Raw genomic sequence first — 18,099 nt, forward strand, 5'->3', positions numbered from 1 at the left:
TCCGGCGGGCCGCGGTGACGTCCGGCGGGACCTGCCAGCAGCGGGTGCTGGAGGGCGAGGTCGACCACCGGGACGAGCTGCTCACGGACGCGGAGCGGGGCGACTCGATGCTGATCTGCGTCTCACGGTCCCGGAGCGACCGACTGGTGCTGGACATGTGAGGGCCGCGGGGGAACACCGTGGCCGATCCAGTCCGTTCGCGTCCGGATTCGATCGGTAAGGTGTTCGCATGACAACCGGGGTCCGCCGCAGAATGGGAGTCGAGGAGCGTCGGCAGCAGCTGATCGGCGTCGCGCTCGAACTGTTCGCCCGCCGCTCGCCCGACGAGGTCTCCATCGACGAGATAGCCGCGGCCGCCGGCATCTCGCGCCCGCTCGTCTACCACTACTTCCCCGGCAAACTCAGCCTCTACGAAGCGGCGTTGAAGCGTGCCTCGGAGGATCTGGCGGGCCGGTTCGCCGAGCCGCACGAGGGGCCGCTGGGAGCGCGGCTGCTGCGGGTGATGCACCGGTACTTCGACTTCGTCGACGAGCACGGCCCCGGTTTCTCGGCCCTCATGCGCGGGGGCCCGGCGGTCGGCTCGTCGACCACGAACGCGCTCATCGACTCCGTGCGCCAAGCCGCCTACGAGCAGATCCTGTCGCACCTGACCGTCACCGACCCGCCCCCGCGCCTGGAGCTCGTCGTCCGCTCCTGGATCTCCCTCGCGGAGTCGACCGCGCTGATCTGGCTGGACGGGCGGCGCATCCCGCGCGAGGATCTGGAGGTCCAGCTCGTCCACGACTTCGCCGCCCTCACCGCCGTGAGCGCCGCCCACGACGAGGAGCTGCGCACACTGCTGCGCCCCGTGCTGGACGAGGAGCCGGGCGACGGCCCCTTCGGCGACCTGGTCTCCCGGCTCATCGCGCTGGCCTCCTAGCCCGGCTCGCAGTTCACAGCTTTCCGCCTGCGAAGCTCACAGCCTTCGAAGCTCACAGCCTTCGAAGCTCACAGCTCTGCGCTCTCAGCCCGCGAAGCTCTCGGCTCTGCGCTCTCAGCCCGCGAAGCTCTCGGCTCTGCGCTCTCAGCCTTCGAACTTCCGGTAGGACGGGTCGAGATCACGCACCTCGGCGGAGGCGTGCAGCGTGACGAGACCGTCGTCCGCCACGTGTGCGCGCAGCGCCTCCAGCACCGCCTCGGTCAGCTCGGCCTTGGTCTCCTCGGTGCGGCCGGCCAGCAGACCGAGGGTGACGTGGACGATCGCGTGGCGCCCCTCCTCGGGGTCCTCGTACCCGAACGCGGTGAGTTCGGCGGGGCGGAACAGGGTCTTGCAGGCCTCCGGCTTGGCCGCCGCGATGTCGACCACCGCGGTGTGCAGGGCTTTCGCGAAGCCGGCCCGGTCGAAGACCGTGGCCAGGGTGGCCGAGTAGTCGACGGTGATCTGCGGCATGGGGCACTCCTCTTCCAGGCGACCCTGTTCTGGGCGACCCGCTTCTGGGCGACGAAGGTCACCCTAATCCGCCAGCCGCAGCGCCAGCATCGCGATGTCGTCCTCCCGGTCGTGCCCGAAGCAGTCGAGCAGGGTGTCGCACAGGGCGTCCAGGCCGGGCAGCGCACCGGCGGAGGCCGCGCGGAGCTGCCCCATCGACGCCGCGAGGTCCGTGCCCCGGGTCTCGATCAGACCGTCGGTGACCATGAGGAGCCGGTCGGTGGGCTCGAGGAACAGCTCGGTGGGCGGGGGGTGGGGCAGGCCCACGCCGAGCAGCGGGCCGGCGGCCTTGACGTAGTCGGCGCTGCGGTCGTCCCGGATGACCAGCGGCGGGATGTGACCCGCGTTGGCGATCCGGGTGCGTCCGGTGCCGGGGTCGATCAGGGCCAGGCAGACGGTCGCCGTGACCTCGGGGTGGTAGTGCTGGAGCATCCGGTCGAGGCGCTCGGCGAGCACGGCCGGGTCGCTCTCCTCGACGCAGTAGGCGCGCAGCGCGTGCCGGATCTCCACCATGACGGTGGCCGCGTCCAGCGAGTGCCCGACGACGTCACCGACCGCGGTGAGCACCCCCTCCCCGGTGCGCAGGGCGGCGTAGAAGTCGCCGCCGATCTCGGTGTCCCGGGACGCGGGCACGTAGCGGACCACGACGTCCAGGCCCGGCAGTTCGGGCAGCCGGTGCGGCCGGGGCAGGAAGCTGTGCTGGAGGGTGAGGGCGACGTGCCGCTCGACCTGGTACATGAGCAGCGGCTCGGCGGCGAGCACGGTGGCCTGGGCGAGCCGGGCCACCAGGGCCTCCGTCTCGGGGTTCACCCGGCGCGCCCCGCGGGTGGGCGTGGCCAGACACACCGAGGCCCGGCCGTCCTGACTGGGGATCAGCGCCAGGCGCGCGTCGTGCTCCATGCCGGGCCGGAAGAACCCGGCCGGCCACAACGGCGCGGGCACCGTGGTGATCTGCACCCCGGCCTGCCCCCGGGTGAGCCGCCGCAGCAGGCCGGCCACGGTGCGGTGCGCGTCCGTGCCGGGCGGCGCGAGCGAGGTGCGGTCCCGGGAGGTGCCGTGGTACAGCGCGTCGTCCGGGGCGAGGACGAAGACGGCGGCGGGGCCGCCGGTGAGCCGTGCGGTGCCCTCGGCGGCGGCGTCGGCGAGTTCCTGCAGGGAGCGCGCGGCCTGGATGGTGACGACGGTCTCCGACACCAGCGACAGCCGCCGGGCCAGCGCCTGGTCGTCGGCCCGCAGCCGGGCGGCGCGCACCGCGGCCCGGACCACCGCGTCGATCTCCTCGGGCTCGGCGGGCATCACCAGATAGGCCTCGCCGCCCGCGTCCAGCCCCTGGCAGCGGCTGCCCCGGGGCAGGGAGGCGGCCGAGAAGTGCACGACGGGCAGACCGGCCATGTTCGGCCGGGACTTGAGCCGGCGGCACAGTTCGAAACCGCTCATGTCCGGCAGGTTCACGTCGACGAGGGCCACATCGGGCAGGGCGCCCCGGCGCAGCCGGACGTCGAGTTCGACGAGGGCCTCACCGCCGGTGGCGGCCTGGACGACCTGGTGACCGGCGCGGCGCAGCACCGCGCCCATGGCGAACCGGCTGGCCGCCACATCGTCCACGACCAGCACCGTCGCGTCGGTCCGCCTGCCGTCGACGTCCATCTGTCAGCCCTCGGACACACCGGTGGAGCAGACCGGGTCAGGTCTGCTCCACCAAGGTAGTGCCGTTGTCAGGGAGTCCGGGAGAAGACGGCGACGGTCCGCCCCGGTACGGCGAACGTGCCGGATTTCGCTGTGTACGTCGCGGCCCTGACGGTAGAGTCCCCGCCCGCCGCCTGCACCGGGTGCAGGCGGTAGCCCGTCCCGGCCAGTGCGGCGACCCGCTGTTCCTGGGTGTCCGGCGTCGCGTTGAACACCACGACCAGGTCACCGAGTTGCATGGTGATCACGCCGGGCGTCTCGTCCGTGCCGGACAGCGGGAAGGAGAGCGCCGACTGCACCTGGGCGGCCGTGTCGAGGGAGAACGCCTTCTCCGTCGTACGGATCCTGAGCAGGTCCCGGTAGGCGGCCGAGGCTCCTTCGATCTGCGGGCAGCCCACCGCGATCCGGGTCAACAGGGGTGTGGCGTAGGGCCACTTGGACTGGTTGTCGGCGGCCGGCGGCAGTCCGCGGCCGAAGCCGTTGCCGTCGGCGCAGTTCCAGTGGATCGCGTTGAACCAGTCGCCGCTGTCGTAGGAGTTGCGGTCCAGGGACTTCGAGCGCAGCAGGTCGGTGCCGGCCTGGGAGAGGGCCGGGCCCTGCGAGAGGGTCGCCGTGGCCATCGCGAGGACCTGCATCCGGGCCCGCTCGTCCGCGCCGACCGTGGCGGGCAGCTTGAACGCGAGGGCGTCGAACAGCGTCTCGTTGTCGTGCGCGTCGGCGTAGGCGAGGGCGTCGCCGGGGGCCGCCGCGTACCCGGCCGGGGCGCCGTTGTAGTCGACCTCGGAGCCCTTGACCTCCTTGCCGCTGGTGTCGGTGAAGCGGTAGTCGGCGAGGTTGCCGGACAGGCCGACCTTGATCAGGTCCTGGTAGTGCAGGAGGCGGGCCTTCTGCTGCTCCGGGGTGCCGTTGTCCGCCGCCGGGTTGGGCTCGGTGTACAGGCCGGAGGCGAAGCCCTGGACGCCGGGGTCGGCGTCGAAGGGGCCGCCGCCGCGCACCGCGTCACGGGCCCGGTCGGAGAAGGTGGCGATGCCGGTGCCGGCCATGTTCTTCTGCGTGGCCTGCTCGAAGCGGGCGTCGTCGGCGATCTCGCCGAAGTTCCAGCCCTCGCCGTACAGGATGATCTCCTTGCCGTCGACGCCGTCCTTCTCCAGGGTGAGCGCGTCGAGGGCCTCGCGGACGGCCAGGATGTTGGCCTTCGGGTGATGTCCCATCAGGTCGAAGCGGAAGCCGTCGACCTTGTACTCCTTGGCCCAGGTGACCACCGAGTCGACGACGAGCTTGCCCATCATCGCGTTCTCGGTGGCGGTGTTGGCGCAGCACGTGCTGTTCGCGACCGAGCCGTCGGCCAGCAGACGCTGGTAGTAGCCGGGCACGATCCGGTCGAGGACGGACGTCTTCGCCTGGCCGCCGGCCGCCGTGTGGTTGTAGACGACGTCCATGACGACCCTGAGGCCGTCGTCGTTCAGGGCCTTGACCATCTTCCGGAACTCGACCGTACGGGCCGTGCCGTCCGGGTCGGTGGCGTAGGAGCCCTCGGGGACCGTGTAGTGGTACGGGTCGTAGCCCCAGTTGTAGGCGTCCTTGGCGGCGATCTTCGCCACGCACTCCTGCTGCTTGTCGGAGTCGGCGGCGAAGGAGGCCAGGTCGCAGTCGACGGTCGCCTGGTCGGCCTTCCTCTCGGGGATGGTGGCGATGTCGAAGGCGGGCAGCAGGTGCACGTACGACGTGCCGGCCTCGGCCAGCTTCCGCAGGTGCCGGGAGCCGTCGCTGTCCTTGTCGGTGAAGGCCAGGTAGGTGCCGGGGTGCTCGGCGGTCCGGTCCTCGGCGGAGAAGTCCCGGACGTGCAGCTCCTGGATCTGGGCGTCCTTCAGCGGGACGGCCTTCGGCTTGGTGTACGTCGTCCAGCCGGCCGGTGCGAGCGCCTTGTCGTCGAGGTCGACGACCAGGCTGCGCTCGGAGTCGGCGGTGAGGGCGAGCGCATAGGGGTCGGTGACCCTGTTGGTGACGACCTCGCGGACGCTGGGCGCCCACACCTTCACGACGTACCGGTAGGGCTTGTTCTTCCACGAGCTCGGCCCGGTCACCGACCAGACGCCGGTGGCGGAGTTCCGCTTCATGGCGACGGTGGTGCCGTCCAGTTCCAGGGCGACGCTCTGCGCGGTCGGCGCCCACACGGACAGGGTGGGCCGGCCGTCGCGGAAGACGGGGCCGAGGTCGGCGTCGGCCGCGTCGTACAGGTCGTCGAGGACACCCGCGATCTGCACGCCGGTCGCCGCGAGCACGGCGCCGCCCGTGGCGCGCTGGGATGCGACGAGCTGGCCGCTCAGGGCCTGGCGGACCCGGTCGCGGTCGCGGGGGTCGACCGAGTAGGCGGTGTAGTCCTTCAGGTGCGGGAACCTCGCCTTCTGGGCCTCGGTGAGGTTCGTCCTGTTCAGCCGCAGCCAGCGCTCGTCGGTGCTGGTCAGGGCCCCGTCCTCGACCTCGATGGAGCCGGTGCGGGAGTACAGCAGCTGAGTGGAGGCGGCGGCCTCGGAGCCGTTCCAGGCGATGGTGTTCCGGTCGATCCAGACCGCCTTGGCAGTGGTCAGGTCGAGCGCGGCCGCGGAGCCCTTGGGCTGCGGGAGCAGGTACTTCTCCTGGCCGCTCACCAGCCACACCTCGTGCCCGTCGGCGGTGAGGTCCAGGGACTGGTCGGCGGGCAGGTCCTTCTCGTCGCCCTTGTGGAGGATGTAGCTGAGGCTGGTGGCACCCGCGGTGAGCGGCACCTCGAAGACCGCGCCATACGCGTCAGTCTTCACCGGCATCAGCGGGTTCGACCACTCGGTGGGGTTCGCGGCACCCGTCCAGGTGTGCAGGCCCCAGCCGTCGTAGTCGCCGTCGGCGCGGTGGTAGTGCAGGACGGCCTTGGCCTTGTCCGGCGCCGGGTACACGCCCTCGGGACGCTCGGTGAGGACGGCCTCCTTGCCCTGCTCGACCCAGATCTCACCGGTCTGGGTGACGTCGATCGTGCGGTCGGCGGAGACGTCCTTGGTGCCCTGCTTGTCGATGACGAGGTAGCCGACGCCGGCGGCGCCCGGCTTCAGCTTGACGTAGGCGAAGGCACCGTAGGCGTCACGGCCGGTGAACGGGTGGCTGTCCGGCCAGTTCGTGGCCTCTCCGTCGGCGATGTCGCCCCAGGCGTACAGACCCCAGTCGGCGTAGTTCCCGTCCGCGCGCTTGTAGTGGACGATCGCGTAGTCCCGGGAGGACGCGGTGGGGACCTCCTCGGCGGGCGGGGTGCCGGTGGTGCTGCCGGCCGTGGCGCTCGACGTACGTCCGGCCGAGTCGATCACGACGGCCTTGTAGCGCAGGGCGGTGCCGGGGGCCACGTCCTTGCCGATGGTCTGCGTGACCTTGTACGGGGCGTGGTCGGCGGAGCCGAGGACGCGCCACGTGCCGTTGCCGACCTGGGCGGCGAAGACGACGCGGTTGAGCTGCCCGCCGTCCACGTCGGCGGTGAGCTCGACGGTGCCGGTGGCTCCGGCGGCGGGGGCCTTCAGGGTGAGGACCGGCTTGGCGGCGGGGGCGGCGAGCGCGGCCGCGGCCTTGTAGACGACGGCGGAACCGGCGGGGACGGTGACGGTGAGCTGCTTGTCGGCGTCGGAGGTCAGTGCCCCGTCGGCGCCGTAGATGCCGTCGAACCGCATGGTCGCCGACCCGGTCGCGAAGGTCGCCGTCCTCGCCTCACCGGCGTTGTTGAAGGCGACGACGTACTCGACGCCGCTCTTCGCGTCCGTCCGGGAGAAGGCGTAGACGCCGGAGCCGTCGGCGGCGTAGCGCTCGGTCTGGACACCGTCGGTGAGGGCGGGGTGGGCCTTGCGCAGCTCGGCGAGAGCACTGATCTGCCGGTAGAGCGGTGCACGGGTGTCGTACGCGGCGCTCGCGTGGGTACGGTCGGTGCCGATCTGGTCGTCGTCGAGGTAGTCGGCGGTGCGGGAGGCGAACAGCGTCTGCCGGGCGTCCTTGTCGCCGCCGGCGCCGGTGAAGCCCTGCTCGTCGCCGTAGTAGACGACGGGGTTGCCGCGGCTGAGGAACATCAGCTCGTTGGCGAGGCGGTCCTTGGCGAGGAGTTCGGCGTCGGTGGCATCGGGGTTGTCCTGCTTCAGGAAGTACCCGACGCGGCCCATGTCGTGGTTGCCGAGGAAGGTGACCTGCTCGTACGCGTTGGCCTTGTCGGTGGTGTACCTGTAGTCGTCACCGAAGACGGACGCGAGCTTCTGCGCGCTGCCGCCCTGGGAGGCGTACTGGCGGGCCGCCTCCTGAAAGGGGAAGTCGAGGGTGGCGTCGAGCCGGCCCTGGGTGACGTAGGGGGAGGTGATGCTCGTGTCGGCGGAGTAGACCTCGCCGAACATGAAGAAGTCCTCCCGGCCCCGCTTGGCCGCGTAGGCGTCGAGGGCCGTGGCCCACTGGGTCCAGAACTCCATGTTGACGTGCTTCACGGTGTCGATCCGGAAGCCGTCGACGTCGAAGTCGCGCACCCACCGCTGGTAGATCCGCTCCATGCCCTCGACGACCTCGGGACGCTCGGTCCACAGGTCGTCGAGACCGGAGAAGTCCCCGTACGTGGTCGACTCGCCGGCGTAGGTGGAGTCGCCGCGGTTGTGGTACATCGTCGGGTCGTTGAGCCAGGACGGGACCTTGGCCTTCTTCTTCTGCGCGGTCACGGTCGGCGTGCGCGGGAAGGAGTCGGCGTCGACGGCGGGGAAGCGCGAGGTGCCGGCCGCGTGATCGGCGTCGTCGAAGGGCTCGCCGTTCCTGGTCAGGTACGGGAAGGCACCCTTGGAGAGGTAGTCGTAGGACTTCTCCTCGTAGTCGACGACGTCGGCGGTGTGGTTGGTGATGACGTCGAAGTAGACCTTCATGCCCTTGGCGTGCGCCTTGGAGATGAGGGTCTTGAGGTCCTGGTTGGTGCCGAAGTGCGGGTCGACCTGGGTGAAGTCCGTGATCCAGTAGCCGTGGTAGCCGGCGGAGGCGGCGGCTCCCGTGCCCTGGACGGGCTGGTTCTTGAAGATCGGCGCCATCCACAGGGCGGTGGTGCCGAGGCCCTTGATGTAGTCGAGGCGCTTGGTCAGGCCCTTGAGGTCGCCGCCCTGGTAGAAGCCCTTGTCGGTGGGGTCGTAGCCGGTGCTGAGGCGTGACCCGGTGAGGCCGCCCTTGTCGTTGGCGGTGTCACCGTTGGCGAAGCGGTCCGGGAGGACGAAGTAGAACTGCTCGCGGGTGGCGTCGTGCCGTGCGGGCTCGGCGGCGAGCCTGGCGTCCGACGGGGGCGCGGGCGGGGCGTCCGCGTGGGCGGCGAGGGGTTGGACGAGGGCGGTGGCGAGCGCGGCGACGGTGACGGCCGCGACCCGTCTGGTGTGCCCGGTGCGGCGCGTCCGGGGCGCCGGCCATCTCGGTATCACAGGCGGAACTCCTTGCGACTACGGCTCTGTTGGGTCCGACCCCGCGCGACCGTATCGCTAACGAAAGCTTTACAGCAAGAGTCTTGAAACCCGTGGCAAGCACTTTCATCCACAGCCTTGACGGCTCTTCTCAGCCGGCCTGGTCCCGCCGGTCGTCGAACGCCCCCCTTCCGTCGGGGAACCGCACCTGACCTCCGGAACGGACACCACCCGCCGGGTGGCCTCCCCCACGTCGCGAGCACCGTGGCCGCCGATGCCCGCCCCCGCGCCGGCCGGCGCGATCGCCCTGGCGGGGGTGATCAACCCCTCGTGTACCGCGCATGGCCGGACGCGCCATGCGCGGTCACGCGGAGCGGCTCAGCAGCTGGACTTGCCCGCGTAGATGGCCAGAGCCGTGTTCGAGCCGAGGGTGGCGGTGAACTGACCGCTGGAGTTCACCGTCACCGTCGTGTTGTTCTGCACGTTGCAGTAGGTCCCCGCCGGCAGCGAGGTCTGGTACGTCCGGCTCAGGGACCCCGCCTCGTGGTTGATGGCCACGTACCCCTTGGCGCCCCGCCCGAAGGCGATCGCGTCGCCGCCGTTGTCCCACCAGTTGGTCACCGACTCGCCGCGGGTGGCGTTGCGGAAGGCGACCATCGACCTGATCTCCGGCCAGGCGTGCTGGCACTTCCAGCCGTTCTGCCAGCAGGCGTCGACCGTGCCGCCGCTGGGCGGACCGGCGTCGGCGTCGGACCACTCGTAGCCGGAGTTGACGTCCGGGGCGCCGTAGGGCCAGGCGAGCATGAAGACGTTGGCGAGGGTGTAGTTCGCGCCGTCCTTGTAGCTGAGCGTGGAGCCGTTGCGCTCGGTGTCGTGGTTGTCGACGAAGACGCCGGAGACACCGCTGCTCAGGTAGCCCCAGCCCTCGCCGTAGTTCTTGAGGTAGGCGAGGTTCTCGCTGTTGAAGACCCGCTTGAGGTCGTAGGCGTACCGGAACTCCTGGACGTCCCCGTTGCCCGTGTACTCGGTGGGCTGGACGGCCTCCCCGCTGCCGTAGATGACCTCCTGCTTCCAGTAGGCGTTCGGGTTGGTCAGGCGGGACTTGATGTTGGCGAGGTCGGCGGTGTCGATGTGCTTGGCCGCGTCGATGCGGAAGCCGTCGACGCCGAGGGTGAGCAGGTCGTTCATGTAGCCGGCGACGGCCGACCGGACGTAGTTCTCACCGGTGTCCAGGTCGGCCAGGCCCACCAGCTCGCAGCGCTGGACGTTCCAGCGGTCCGCGTAGTTGGTGATCTGGCTCGTGCAGTCGTCGAAGTCGTAGGAGGAGTACAGGCCGGGGTAGTTGTACTTCGTGTACGAGGAGCCGCCGGTGCCGGTGCCGCTGCCCGCCGACATGTGGTTGACGACGGTGTCCACGACGACCTTCACGCCGGCCGCGTGACAGGTGTTCACCATGTTCCGGAAGGCCGTACGGTCACCCAGCCGGCCCGCGATCCTGTAGCTGACCGGCTGGTACGACGTCCACCACTGCGCGCCCTGTATGTGCTCGGCGGGCGGGGAGACCTGGACGTATCCGTAGCCGGCCGGGCCGAGGGTGGTGGTGCACTCCTTGGCGACCGAGGCGAAGTTCCACTCGAAGAGGACGGCGGTGACGTCCTTGGTGCCGGGCGGGGAGGCGTGGGCGGTGCCGGGAGCGGCGAGGACGGCTGCCGTCGCGGCGAGGGAGAGGGCGAGAGCGCCCGAAGAAACTGATCTTCTGCGAGCCATGTGGGGTTCCTTCGACGTTGAAGGCGCTTGCTGAAATCTTTCAGCAAACTTGCGGTGACGCAGATGTTAAAGGCCCGCCGCCTGAAAAGGCAGCGGACCGTGTGAAGTTGATGCAAGAACTTGCGAAGGGCCGCCGGAGCGCGCTCGCTCCGTGCTCCGGCGGCCCGGTGCGGGGTCAGTCCGTGGTGAACCACACCGTCGTGTCCGCCGGCACCTTCGCCTCGCCGTCCGCCTCGGTCAGCTCACCGCTGGCGAGCAGGACACGGCCGTACGCCGGGGTCGTCACCGACTCGCCGGTGGTGTTCGTGACGCACACGAACTCCCCGCGCCGGAAGGCCAGGACGCCCTCGGGGGCGCGCAGCCACTCCACCGAGTCGCCCGCGCCGAGGTCCGGCCGGCCCCGGCGGACGGCCAGCGCCGAGCGGTACAGCTCCAGCGTCGAACCGGGCACGCCGTCCTGCGCCTCGACGCTCAGCTCGCCCCAGCTCTCCGGCTGCGGCAGCCAGCTGCCCGCGCCGCCGAAGCCGTACGACGAGCCCTCGCGCGTCCACGGGATCGGCACCCGGCAGCCGTCGCGGAAGCCGTCCTGGCCGGCGCCGCGGAAGTACGCCGGGTCCTGGCGGACCTCGTCCGGCAGGTCGACGACGTCCGGGAGCCCCAGCTCCTCGCCCTGGTAGACGTACGCGGAACCGGGCAGCGCCAGCATGAGGAGGGTGGCCGCGCGGGCCCTCCTGAGCCCCAGTTCGCGGTCGCCGGCCGTGCGGATCTGCGTCCCGAGGCCGGGCGGGTTGGCGAAGCGGGTGGCGTGCCGGGTCACGTCGTGGTTGGACAGGACCCAGGTGGCGGGGGCGCCGACGGGGCGCATCGCCTCCAGGGTGCGGTCGATGACCTCACGCAGCTCGGCGGCGTCCCACTCCGTGCTGAGGTACTGGAAGTTGAAGGCCTGGTGGAGTTCGTCGGGGCGGACGTAGTTCGCCGTCCGCTCGACGGTCGGCGTCCAGGCCTCGGCCACGAAGATCCGCTCGCCCGAGTACTCGTCGAGGATCGTGCGCCACTGGCGGTAGATCTCGTGCACGCCGTCCTGGTCGAAGAACGGCATGACATCGTTGCCCAGCAGTTTGAGCTGGTCGTGGGCGCCGAGGTCGGGAAGTCCCTCCGCCTTGACCAGGCCGTGGGCGACGTCGATGCGGAAGCCGTCGACACCCATGTCGAGCCAGAACCGCAGGATGGAGCGGAACTCGTCGCCGACCGCGGGGTGTTCCCAGTTGAAGTCGGGCTGCTCGGGGGCGAACAGGTGCAGGTACCACTCGCCGGGCGTGCCGTCGGGCTCGGTGACCCGCGTCCAGGCGGGGCCACCGAAGATGGACTCCCAGTCGTTGGGCGGGAGTTCGCCGTTCTTCCCCTTGCCGGGGCGGAAGTGGTAGCGCTCCCGCAGCGGGGAGCCGGGGCCCTCGGCGACGGCCCGCTTGAACCACTCGTGCTGGTCGGAGGAGTGGTTGGGGACGAGGTCGACGATGATCCTCAGGCCCAGTCCGTGGGCGTCGCGGATCAGCGCGTCGGCGTCGAGGAGGTTGCCGAACATGGGGTCGACGGCCCGGTAGTCGGCGACGTCGTAGCCGGCGTCGGCCTGCGGGGAGGCGTAGAAGGGGCTGAGCCACACGGCGTCGACGCCGAGGTCGCGCAGGTACGGGAGGCGGGAGCGTACGCCTTCCAGGTCACCCATGCCGTCGCCGTTGCTGTCGGCGAAGCTGCGCGGATACACCTGGTAGATCACCGCGTCCCGCCACCAGTCGCGGCGCTTGGTGACGGTGGCGACGGCCGAGGCGGGCCGGGAGGTGGGGGCCGGGGCGGCGGAATGCTGCTGGCTCATGGCGTCCTTGGTACGTAAGGGGGGTGTGGTCATGGTTCTTGGGGTGCGGCGGCGGGTGAGGTGATCAGGCGGCCGCGGTGCCGGCGGGGTCGGATGGACACCGCGGCCGCCACCCGCGCCGTCAGGAGCGCGGGAGTCTCTCGGCGAAGGGGCTCAGCCCTTCGTGCCGCCTGCGGTCAGGCCGGTCACCAGGTTCTTCTGCACGAGGTAGAAGAACACGGAGACGGGTATCGCGATGAGCACCGCGGTGGCGGCCATGAGGTTGCGCTGGGCGTCGTGCTCGCTGACGAAGCTCTGCAGGCCGACGGCGAGCGTGTACTTCTGGTCGTCGAGCAGGAAGGTGGTCGCGAAGGCGACCTCGCCGAAGGCCGTGATGAAGCTGTAGAACGCGGCGACCGCGAGGCCCGGCTTGGCGAGCGGAAGGATCAGCCGCGCGAACGTGCCGAAGGGGGTCAGTCCGTCGACGCGTCCGGCCTCGTCGATCTCGAACGGGATGGTGTCGAAGTAGCCCTTGAGCAGCCAGGCGCAGTACGGGACGGCGGTCGAGCAGTAGACGAGGATCAGGCCGAGGTAGGTGTCGATGAGCTGGAGCTCCGACAGGATCTGGTACATCGGCACGATCAGGACGGCGATCGGGAACATCTGGGTGACCAGCAGCACCCACATGAACTTCCGGTAGCCGGGGAAGCGCATGCGGGACACGGCGTAGCCGGTGGTGGCGGCGATCAGGACGCCGATGACCGTGGTGCCCAGCGACACGATCAGCGAACTCTTCAGCCAGTCGAAGAAGTTCGTGTTCTGCAGGACGAACGAGTAGTTGTCGAACGTCATCTTGGACCAGATGCGTCCGGGGTGGAGGTAGTCGTCCTTGTCCGGGCCGAGGGAGAGGAAGACCAGCCAGGCGATCGGGAAGAGCGCGACGAGGCTCGCGGCGGTCAGGATGCCGTGGGAGGCGAGGGAGGCCAGGGGGGTGCGCTTCCGGTGGCCCCCCGGCTTTCCGGGGGTGCCGGCGGAGCCGTGCTCGGTCACGTCGGCGGAGGTCTCGGCGGTGGTGGTACTCATGGGAACTCCTGCCTCAGATCGCGAGCTGCTGCTCGTTGCGGTTCAGCCAGCGGCGGTAGAACGAGGTGAAGACGATCAGGATGGCCAGCAGCAGGATGCCGTAGGCGGCCGACTGAGCGAAGTCACGCGGCTGCTGTCCGAAGCCGAGGTAGTACGCCCAGGTGACGAGGATCTGGGCGTCGGGGGCGGTGTTGCCGAACAGCAGGAAGATCACGGCGAACTGGTTGAAGGTCCAGATGATGCCGAGGAGGACGACGGTGGAGCTGACGGACCGCAGGCCCGGGAGGGTGACGTACCGGAACCGCTGCCAGGCGTTCGCGCCGTCCATCTCGGCCGCCTCGTAGAGGGAGGAGTCGATGGACTGCAGGCCGCCGAGCAGGGAGACCATCATGAACGGCACACCGCACCAGGTGTTGACCATGATCGCGGCGAACCGCTGCCAGAAGGAGTCCTCCAGCCACAGCGGCGTCGGCAGGTGCAGCGTCTCCAGTCCGGCGTTGATGATGCCGCCGTCGGCGAGCATGAACCGCCAGCCGAACACGGTGACGAAGGTGGGCACGGCCCAGGGCAGGATCAGGATCAGCCGGTAGAAGGTGCGGCCGCGCAGCTTCTGGTTGAGCAGCAGGGCGAGGCCCAGGCCGATGGTGTAGTGGAGGGCGACGCAGGCGGCCGTCCACACGATCGTCCAGATGAAGTGCGACCAGAAGCGGTCGTAGGCGGTCTCGCCCCACAGGATGTCGGCGTAGTTGTCGAGGCCGATGAACTTGTAGGTGGCCTCGATCTCGTTGACGCCGATGGTGCGGGCCGTGTTGAGGCTGTTGGCGTCGGTGAGGGTGAGGTAGAGGCCGTATCCCAGGGGGTACAGCACGAGCACGCCGAGGACAACGATCACGGGGGCGATCATCGCGTAGGCGTACCAGTGCCTCTGGTAGCCGTGCTTCAGGCGCTGGCCCAGCCCGGGCCGCGGCGCGTCACCGCGGCGCTTGCCGGTCGCGCGGTCGATGGCGACTGTCATGGTTCGACACCTTCTGGAAGATCTGGCAGCTCAGGGGGTTGGGCCGGGCGGGCACAGGCCGGTGGCCGCCGGATCACTCCCCCCCACGAGCGGGGTGATCCGGCGGCCACACGGGACTCACTTGCTGAAGTCCGGAACCAGCTTGGCGATGGCGGTCTCGGCGTTGCTCAGGCCCTTGTCGAGGGACTCCTTGCCACCGGCGATCTTGGGCAGCTCGGTGTCCAGCGGACCCCACAGGGAGCTGTACTCGGGCAGTGCCGGGCGCGGCTGGGCGGCGGACAGCACGGTCTGGTAGCCGGCGATGCCCGGGTCGGCCTTGACCTGGTCGGTGTAGGCGTCGTCGCGCGTCGGCAGGGTCGAGTTCTTCAGGGCGACGGCCGCCTGGGACTTGGCGGAGGTCATGAAGTTGACGAACTTCAGCGCCGCCTTCTGGTGCGCCTCGTCCGAGCCGGCGTAGACGGACAGGTTGTGGCCGCCGGTCGGGGCGCCCGCCTTGCCGGAGGAGCCGGCCGGGACGGTGGCGATGCCGAGGTTGTTCTTGTCCTTGAACGCGGTGCCCTTGTAGAAGTTCGTGATCTCCCACGGACCCTGGACGATCGCGGCGACCTTGCCGTTGACGAAGGCGTCCTGGATGTGGGCGTAGGCGTCGGCGGTGGTGTCGGCCTTGTGCAGGCCCTTGCCGTCGAACAGACCCAGCCAGGTGCCGTACGCCTTCTTCGCCTCCGCCGAGTTGACGGTGATCTTCTTGGCGTCGGCGTCGACGGTGTCGGTGCCCTCGCCGTAGAGGAAGGACTGGGCGTAGTAGGCCTGGGTGGAGCCCCAGTAGCCGTCGACGCCGGTCTTGTCCTTGATGGTGGCGGCGGCCTTCTTCAGGTCGTCCCAGGTCTTGGGGGCCTCGGTGATGCCGGCCTTGGCGAAGAGCTCCTTGTTGTAGACCAGCGCGAGCGTGTCGGTGACGATCGGCACGCCGTAGGTCTTGCCCTCGTACTTGGCCTGCTCGATCAGGTTGGACTTGAACTTGTCCTGCTCGGCGAGGGCCTCGGTGCCGTCCAGCGGCAGGAAGAAGCCCTTCTTGGCGAAGGCGGGGGTCCAGCCGACCTCGGAGCGCAGCACGTCCGGGGCGCCCTTGGAACCGGCGGCGGTGTCGAACTTGTTCTGCGCCTGGTCGAAGGGGACGTTGACGTACTTGACCTTGATGTCCTTGTTGGCGGCCTCGAACTCCTTGACCAGGGCCTGGTACGTCGGCGCCTCGTTGGTGGCGTTGGAGGTGTCCCACCAGGTGATGGTGACCGGGCCGTCGGCCGAGTCGCCGCTGTCGCTTCCGCCGCAGGCCGTCGCCGCGAGGGCGAGGGACGCCACCAGCGCGGTGGCCGCTATGCCACGCCGCATGAGTTCTCCTTGAGGGTGAAAGCCCGAGTAGCTACAGGGAGCGGTCCCGTCCGCCGTCCCTGTCGACTTGCCGACTGCGCCGTTGCGGCGGCTGCCGGGCGACGAGAACGTAACAGCCGTGTAAGCGGGGCGAAAGACCTTGCAGAAAAAAAGTGCAAGAGATCTCCGAAGTTATCCGGGCGTGACCTGATGACAACCGCCATGAGACCGTTGTTGACCCGGTTGAGCGGCCACAGAGCAGGGCACGCCCTGGTTGTGCAAGACTCTGCAAGCTCTTGCCATCACTTTCACGAGGGAGCGCGATGACGCAGCAGCCCCGGGTCGGCCGTACTCCCGGCCGCCCACGGCGTCCGATTGGTGTGCAAGGCGACACCTGGCCGGTACAGTCCACCCCTGTGACCACACGGCTTGCCGACATCGCTGCGCAGGCGGGGGTGAGCGAAGCGACCGTCAGCCGCGTCCTCAACGGGAAGCCGGGCGTCGCCGCCACCACCCGCCAGTCCGTGCTCGCCGCCCTCGACGTGCTGGGGTACGAGCGCCCGGTCCGTCTGCGGCAGCGCAGCGCGGGCCTGGTCGGCCTGATCACGCCCGAGCTGGAGAACCCGATATTCCCGGCCCTGGCCCAGGTCATCGGCCAGGCGCTGACCCGTCAGGGCTACACCCCGGTCCTCGCCACGCAGACCCCGGGCGGCTCCACCGAGGACGAGCTGACCGAGATGCTGGTCGACCGCGGGGTCGCCGGCATCATCTACGTCTCCGGCCTGCACGCGGACACCACGGCCGACATGCAGCGCTACGAGCAGCTGCGTGCCCAGGGCGTCCCCTTCGTCCTCGTCGACGGCTTCTCCCCGAAGGTCCAGGCCCCCTTCATCTCCCCCGACGACCGCGCGGCGATGACCCTCGCGGTCACCCACCTCGCCTCGCTGGGCCACACCCGCATCGGCCTGGCCCTCGGCCCGAAGCGCTTCGTGCCGGTCCAGCGCAAGATCGAGGGCTTCGTCCGCGCCATGCAGGACCAGGTGGGCCTGAGCGCGGAGACGATCGAGTCGGACCTCGTCCAGCACTCCCTCTACACCCTGGAGGGCGGCCAGGCGGCCGCGACGGCCCTGATCGACCGCGCCTGCACGGCCGTGGTCTGCGCCAGCGACATGATGGCCCTGGGCGCGATACGCGCGGCACGGCAGCGCGGGCTGGCGGTGCCCCGGGACGTCTCCGTCGTCGGTTTCGACGACTCCCCCCTGATCGCCTTCACCGACCCGCCGCTGACCACGGTCCGCAAGCCGGTCCCGGCGATGGGCCAGGCGGCGGTCCGCACGCTCCTGGAGGAGATCGGCGGCACCCCGGCCCCGCACAGCGAGTTCGTCTTCATGCCGGAACTCGTCGTACGCGGCTCCACGGCCTCGGCCCCCCGGTGACCGCCCTCGTCCGCAGGGCGGAGAAGGAGCACGGCCGGGTATGCGGCAGGCGTACCCCGTAGGGGTCTCCCGGGCGTAGAACATGCGGGCCGGAGGGCACCAGGGGATGATCTGGGAAGAAGGCTTATCTGGCAGACTCTGTGTCCATGAGCGAATCGACCGTGACGCCACTGGAAGGCCGTGAGCAGGCCGTTCCACAGCCCGTCACGGCCGAGCGGGGTCAGGGCCGGCTGCACCGCCTGCGCGCCCCCCGCCGCCCGCGTCTCTGGTTCGAGATCCTGCTGATCGCGGTGAGTTACTGGACGTACTCACTCATCCGCAACGCGGTCCCGGAACAGAAGGCCGAGGCACTGCGCAACGCCGACTGGATCTGGAAGGCCGAGCAGCACCTGGGCATCGCCGTGGAGCAGTCGGTCAACCACGCGGTGAACTCGGTGACCTGGCTCGTCGTCGGCATGAACTACTACTACGCCACCCTGCATTTCGTCGTGACGCTCGGTGTCCTGGTGTGGCTCTACCGCCTCCATCCCGGCCGCTACGCGGCCACCCGGCTGGCTCTCTTCGCCACCACGGGCGTGGCCCTGGTCGGCTACTACCTGTACCCCCTGGCGCCCCCGCGCCTCATGAGCGGCGGCCGCTTCGTCGACACGGTCGTGGTCCACCAGACCTGGGGTTCGATGGCCTCCGGCGACCTGAAGAACATGTCGAACCAGTACGCCGCGATGCCGTCCATGCACATCGGCTGGTCCCTGTGGTGCGGCCTGACGATCTACGCCCTGGCCACCATCCCGTGGGTCCGCGTCCTCGGCCTGGTCTACCCGGTGGCCACCCTGGTGGTCATCGTCGCCACCGCCAACCACTTCTGGCTGGACGCCGTGGGCGGCGTCCTGTGCCTGACGTTCGGCTTCACGGTGGCGCTGGTCTGGTACGGAGCGCTGCCGTACGCCCTGCCGAAGCTGGTGCCCGCCCGAGCGCGGCCGAGGGCGACGCTGCCCACCGAGGCGTGAGGC

At 70.0% G+C, this 18,099-nt stretch carries 10 protein-coding genes and 2 pseudogenes; 4 read left to right on the top strand and 8 right to left on the bottom strand.

What is annotated here, in order from left to right; all coding sequences use genetic code 11:
- Positions 1-26: 26 nt before the first annotated feature.
- A pseudogene (locus ACIBBD_RS01055) lies at positions 27-161 on the top strand (oxidoreductase); the annotation flags it as partial.
- A gap of 68 nt (positions 162-229) precedes the next feature.
- Positions 230-919: a TetR/AcrR family transcriptional regulator gene (locus ACIBBD_RS01060; RefSeq protein ID WP_399417129.1), complete on the top strand. Its 690-nt coding sequence runs from the start codon at positions 230-232 to the stop codon at positions 917-919.
- 144 nt (positions 920-1,063) lie between these two features.
- On the opposite strand, the gene ACIBBD_RS01065 is transcribed toward ACIBBD_RS01060, so the two are convergent.
- From ACIBBD_RS01065 to ACIBBD_RS01100, 8 genes are all read right to left on the bottom strand, one after another.
- Positions 1,064-1,429, bottom strand: a complete 366-nt coding sequence (locus ACIBBD_RS01065; RefSeq protein ID WP_399417130.1) for a 5-carboxymethyl-2-hydroxymuconate Delta-isomerase — start codon at positions 1,427-1,429, stop codon at positions 1,064-1,066.
- A gap of 63 nt (positions 1,430-1,492) precedes the next feature.
- The gene (locus ACIBBD_RS01070) at positions 1,493-3,115 is read right to left on the bottom strand and encodes a SpoIIE family protein phosphatase (protein ID WP_399417131.1); all 1,623 of its coding nucleotides are present in this window, start codon (positions 3,113-3,115) and stop codon (positions 1,493-1,495) included.
- Between the two features lie 68 nt (positions 3,116-3,183).
- Complete coding sequence (pulA, locus tag ACIBBD_RS01075; RefSeq protein WP_399417132.1) at positions 3,184-8,592, bottom strand: pullulanase-type alpha-1,6-glucosidase; 5,409 nt, start codon at positions 8,590-8,592, stop codon at positions 3,184-3,186.
- 357 nt (positions 8,593-8,949) lie between these two features.
- Positions 8,950-10,338, bottom strand: a complete 1,389-nt coding sequence (locus tag ACIBBD_RS01080; RefSeq protein ID WP_399417133.1) for an alpha-amylase family protein — start codon at positions 10,336-10,338, stop codon at positions 8,950-8,952.
- Positions 10,339-10,513: 175 nt separating this feature from the next.
- On the bottom strand, positions 10,514-12,208 hold the full coding sequence (locus ACIBBD_RS01085; RefSeq protein ID WP_399417134.1) for a glycoside hydrolase family 13 protein: 1,695 nt from the start codon (positions 12,206-12,208) through the stop codon (positions 10,514-10,516).
- A gap of 153 nt (positions 12,209-12,361) precedes the next feature.
- Complete coding sequence (locus ACIBBD_RS01090; protein WP_399417135.1) at positions 12,362-13,270, bottom strand: sugar ABC transporter permease; 909 nt, start codon at positions 13,268-13,270, stop codon at positions 12,362-12,364.
- A gap of 13 nt (positions 13,271-13,283) precedes the next feature.
- Positions 13,284-14,285 carry a carbohydrate ABC transporter permease gene (locus ACIBBD_RS01095; protein WP_399417136.1) on the bottom strand — a complete coding sequence of 334 codons (1,002 nt, stop codon included), beginning with the start codon at positions 14,283-14,285 and terminating at the stop codon, positions 13,284-13,286.
- Between the two features lie 117 nt (positions 14,286-14,402).
- Entirely contained in the window at positions 14,403-15,674 is a 1,272-nt protein-coding gene (locus ACIBBD_RS01100; RefSeq protein WP_399417137.1) for an extracellular solute-binding protein, read from the bottom strand.
- 395 nt (positions 15,675-16,069) lie between these two features.
- Here ACIBBD_RS01100 and ACIBBD_RS01105 point away from each other — a divergent pair.
- Positions 16,070-17,168 (top strand): annotated as a pseudogene (locus ACIBBD_RS01105) (LacI family DNA-binding transcriptional regulator).
- A 67-nt stretch (positions 17,169-17,235) separates the two neighbouring features.
- Positions 17,236-18,096, top strand: coding sequence for a phosphatase PAP2 family protein (locus ACIBBD_RS01110; protein WP_399417138.1), 861 nt, complete (start codon positions 17,236-17,238; stop codon positions 18,094-18,096).
- Positions 18,097-18,099 lie beyond the last annotated feature (3 nt).

The sequence above is a fragment of the Streptomyces sp. NPDC051315 genome, from assembly GCF_044455165.1.
GTDB lineage: Bacteria > Actinomycetota > Actinomycetes > Streptomycetales > Streptomycetaceae > Streptomyces.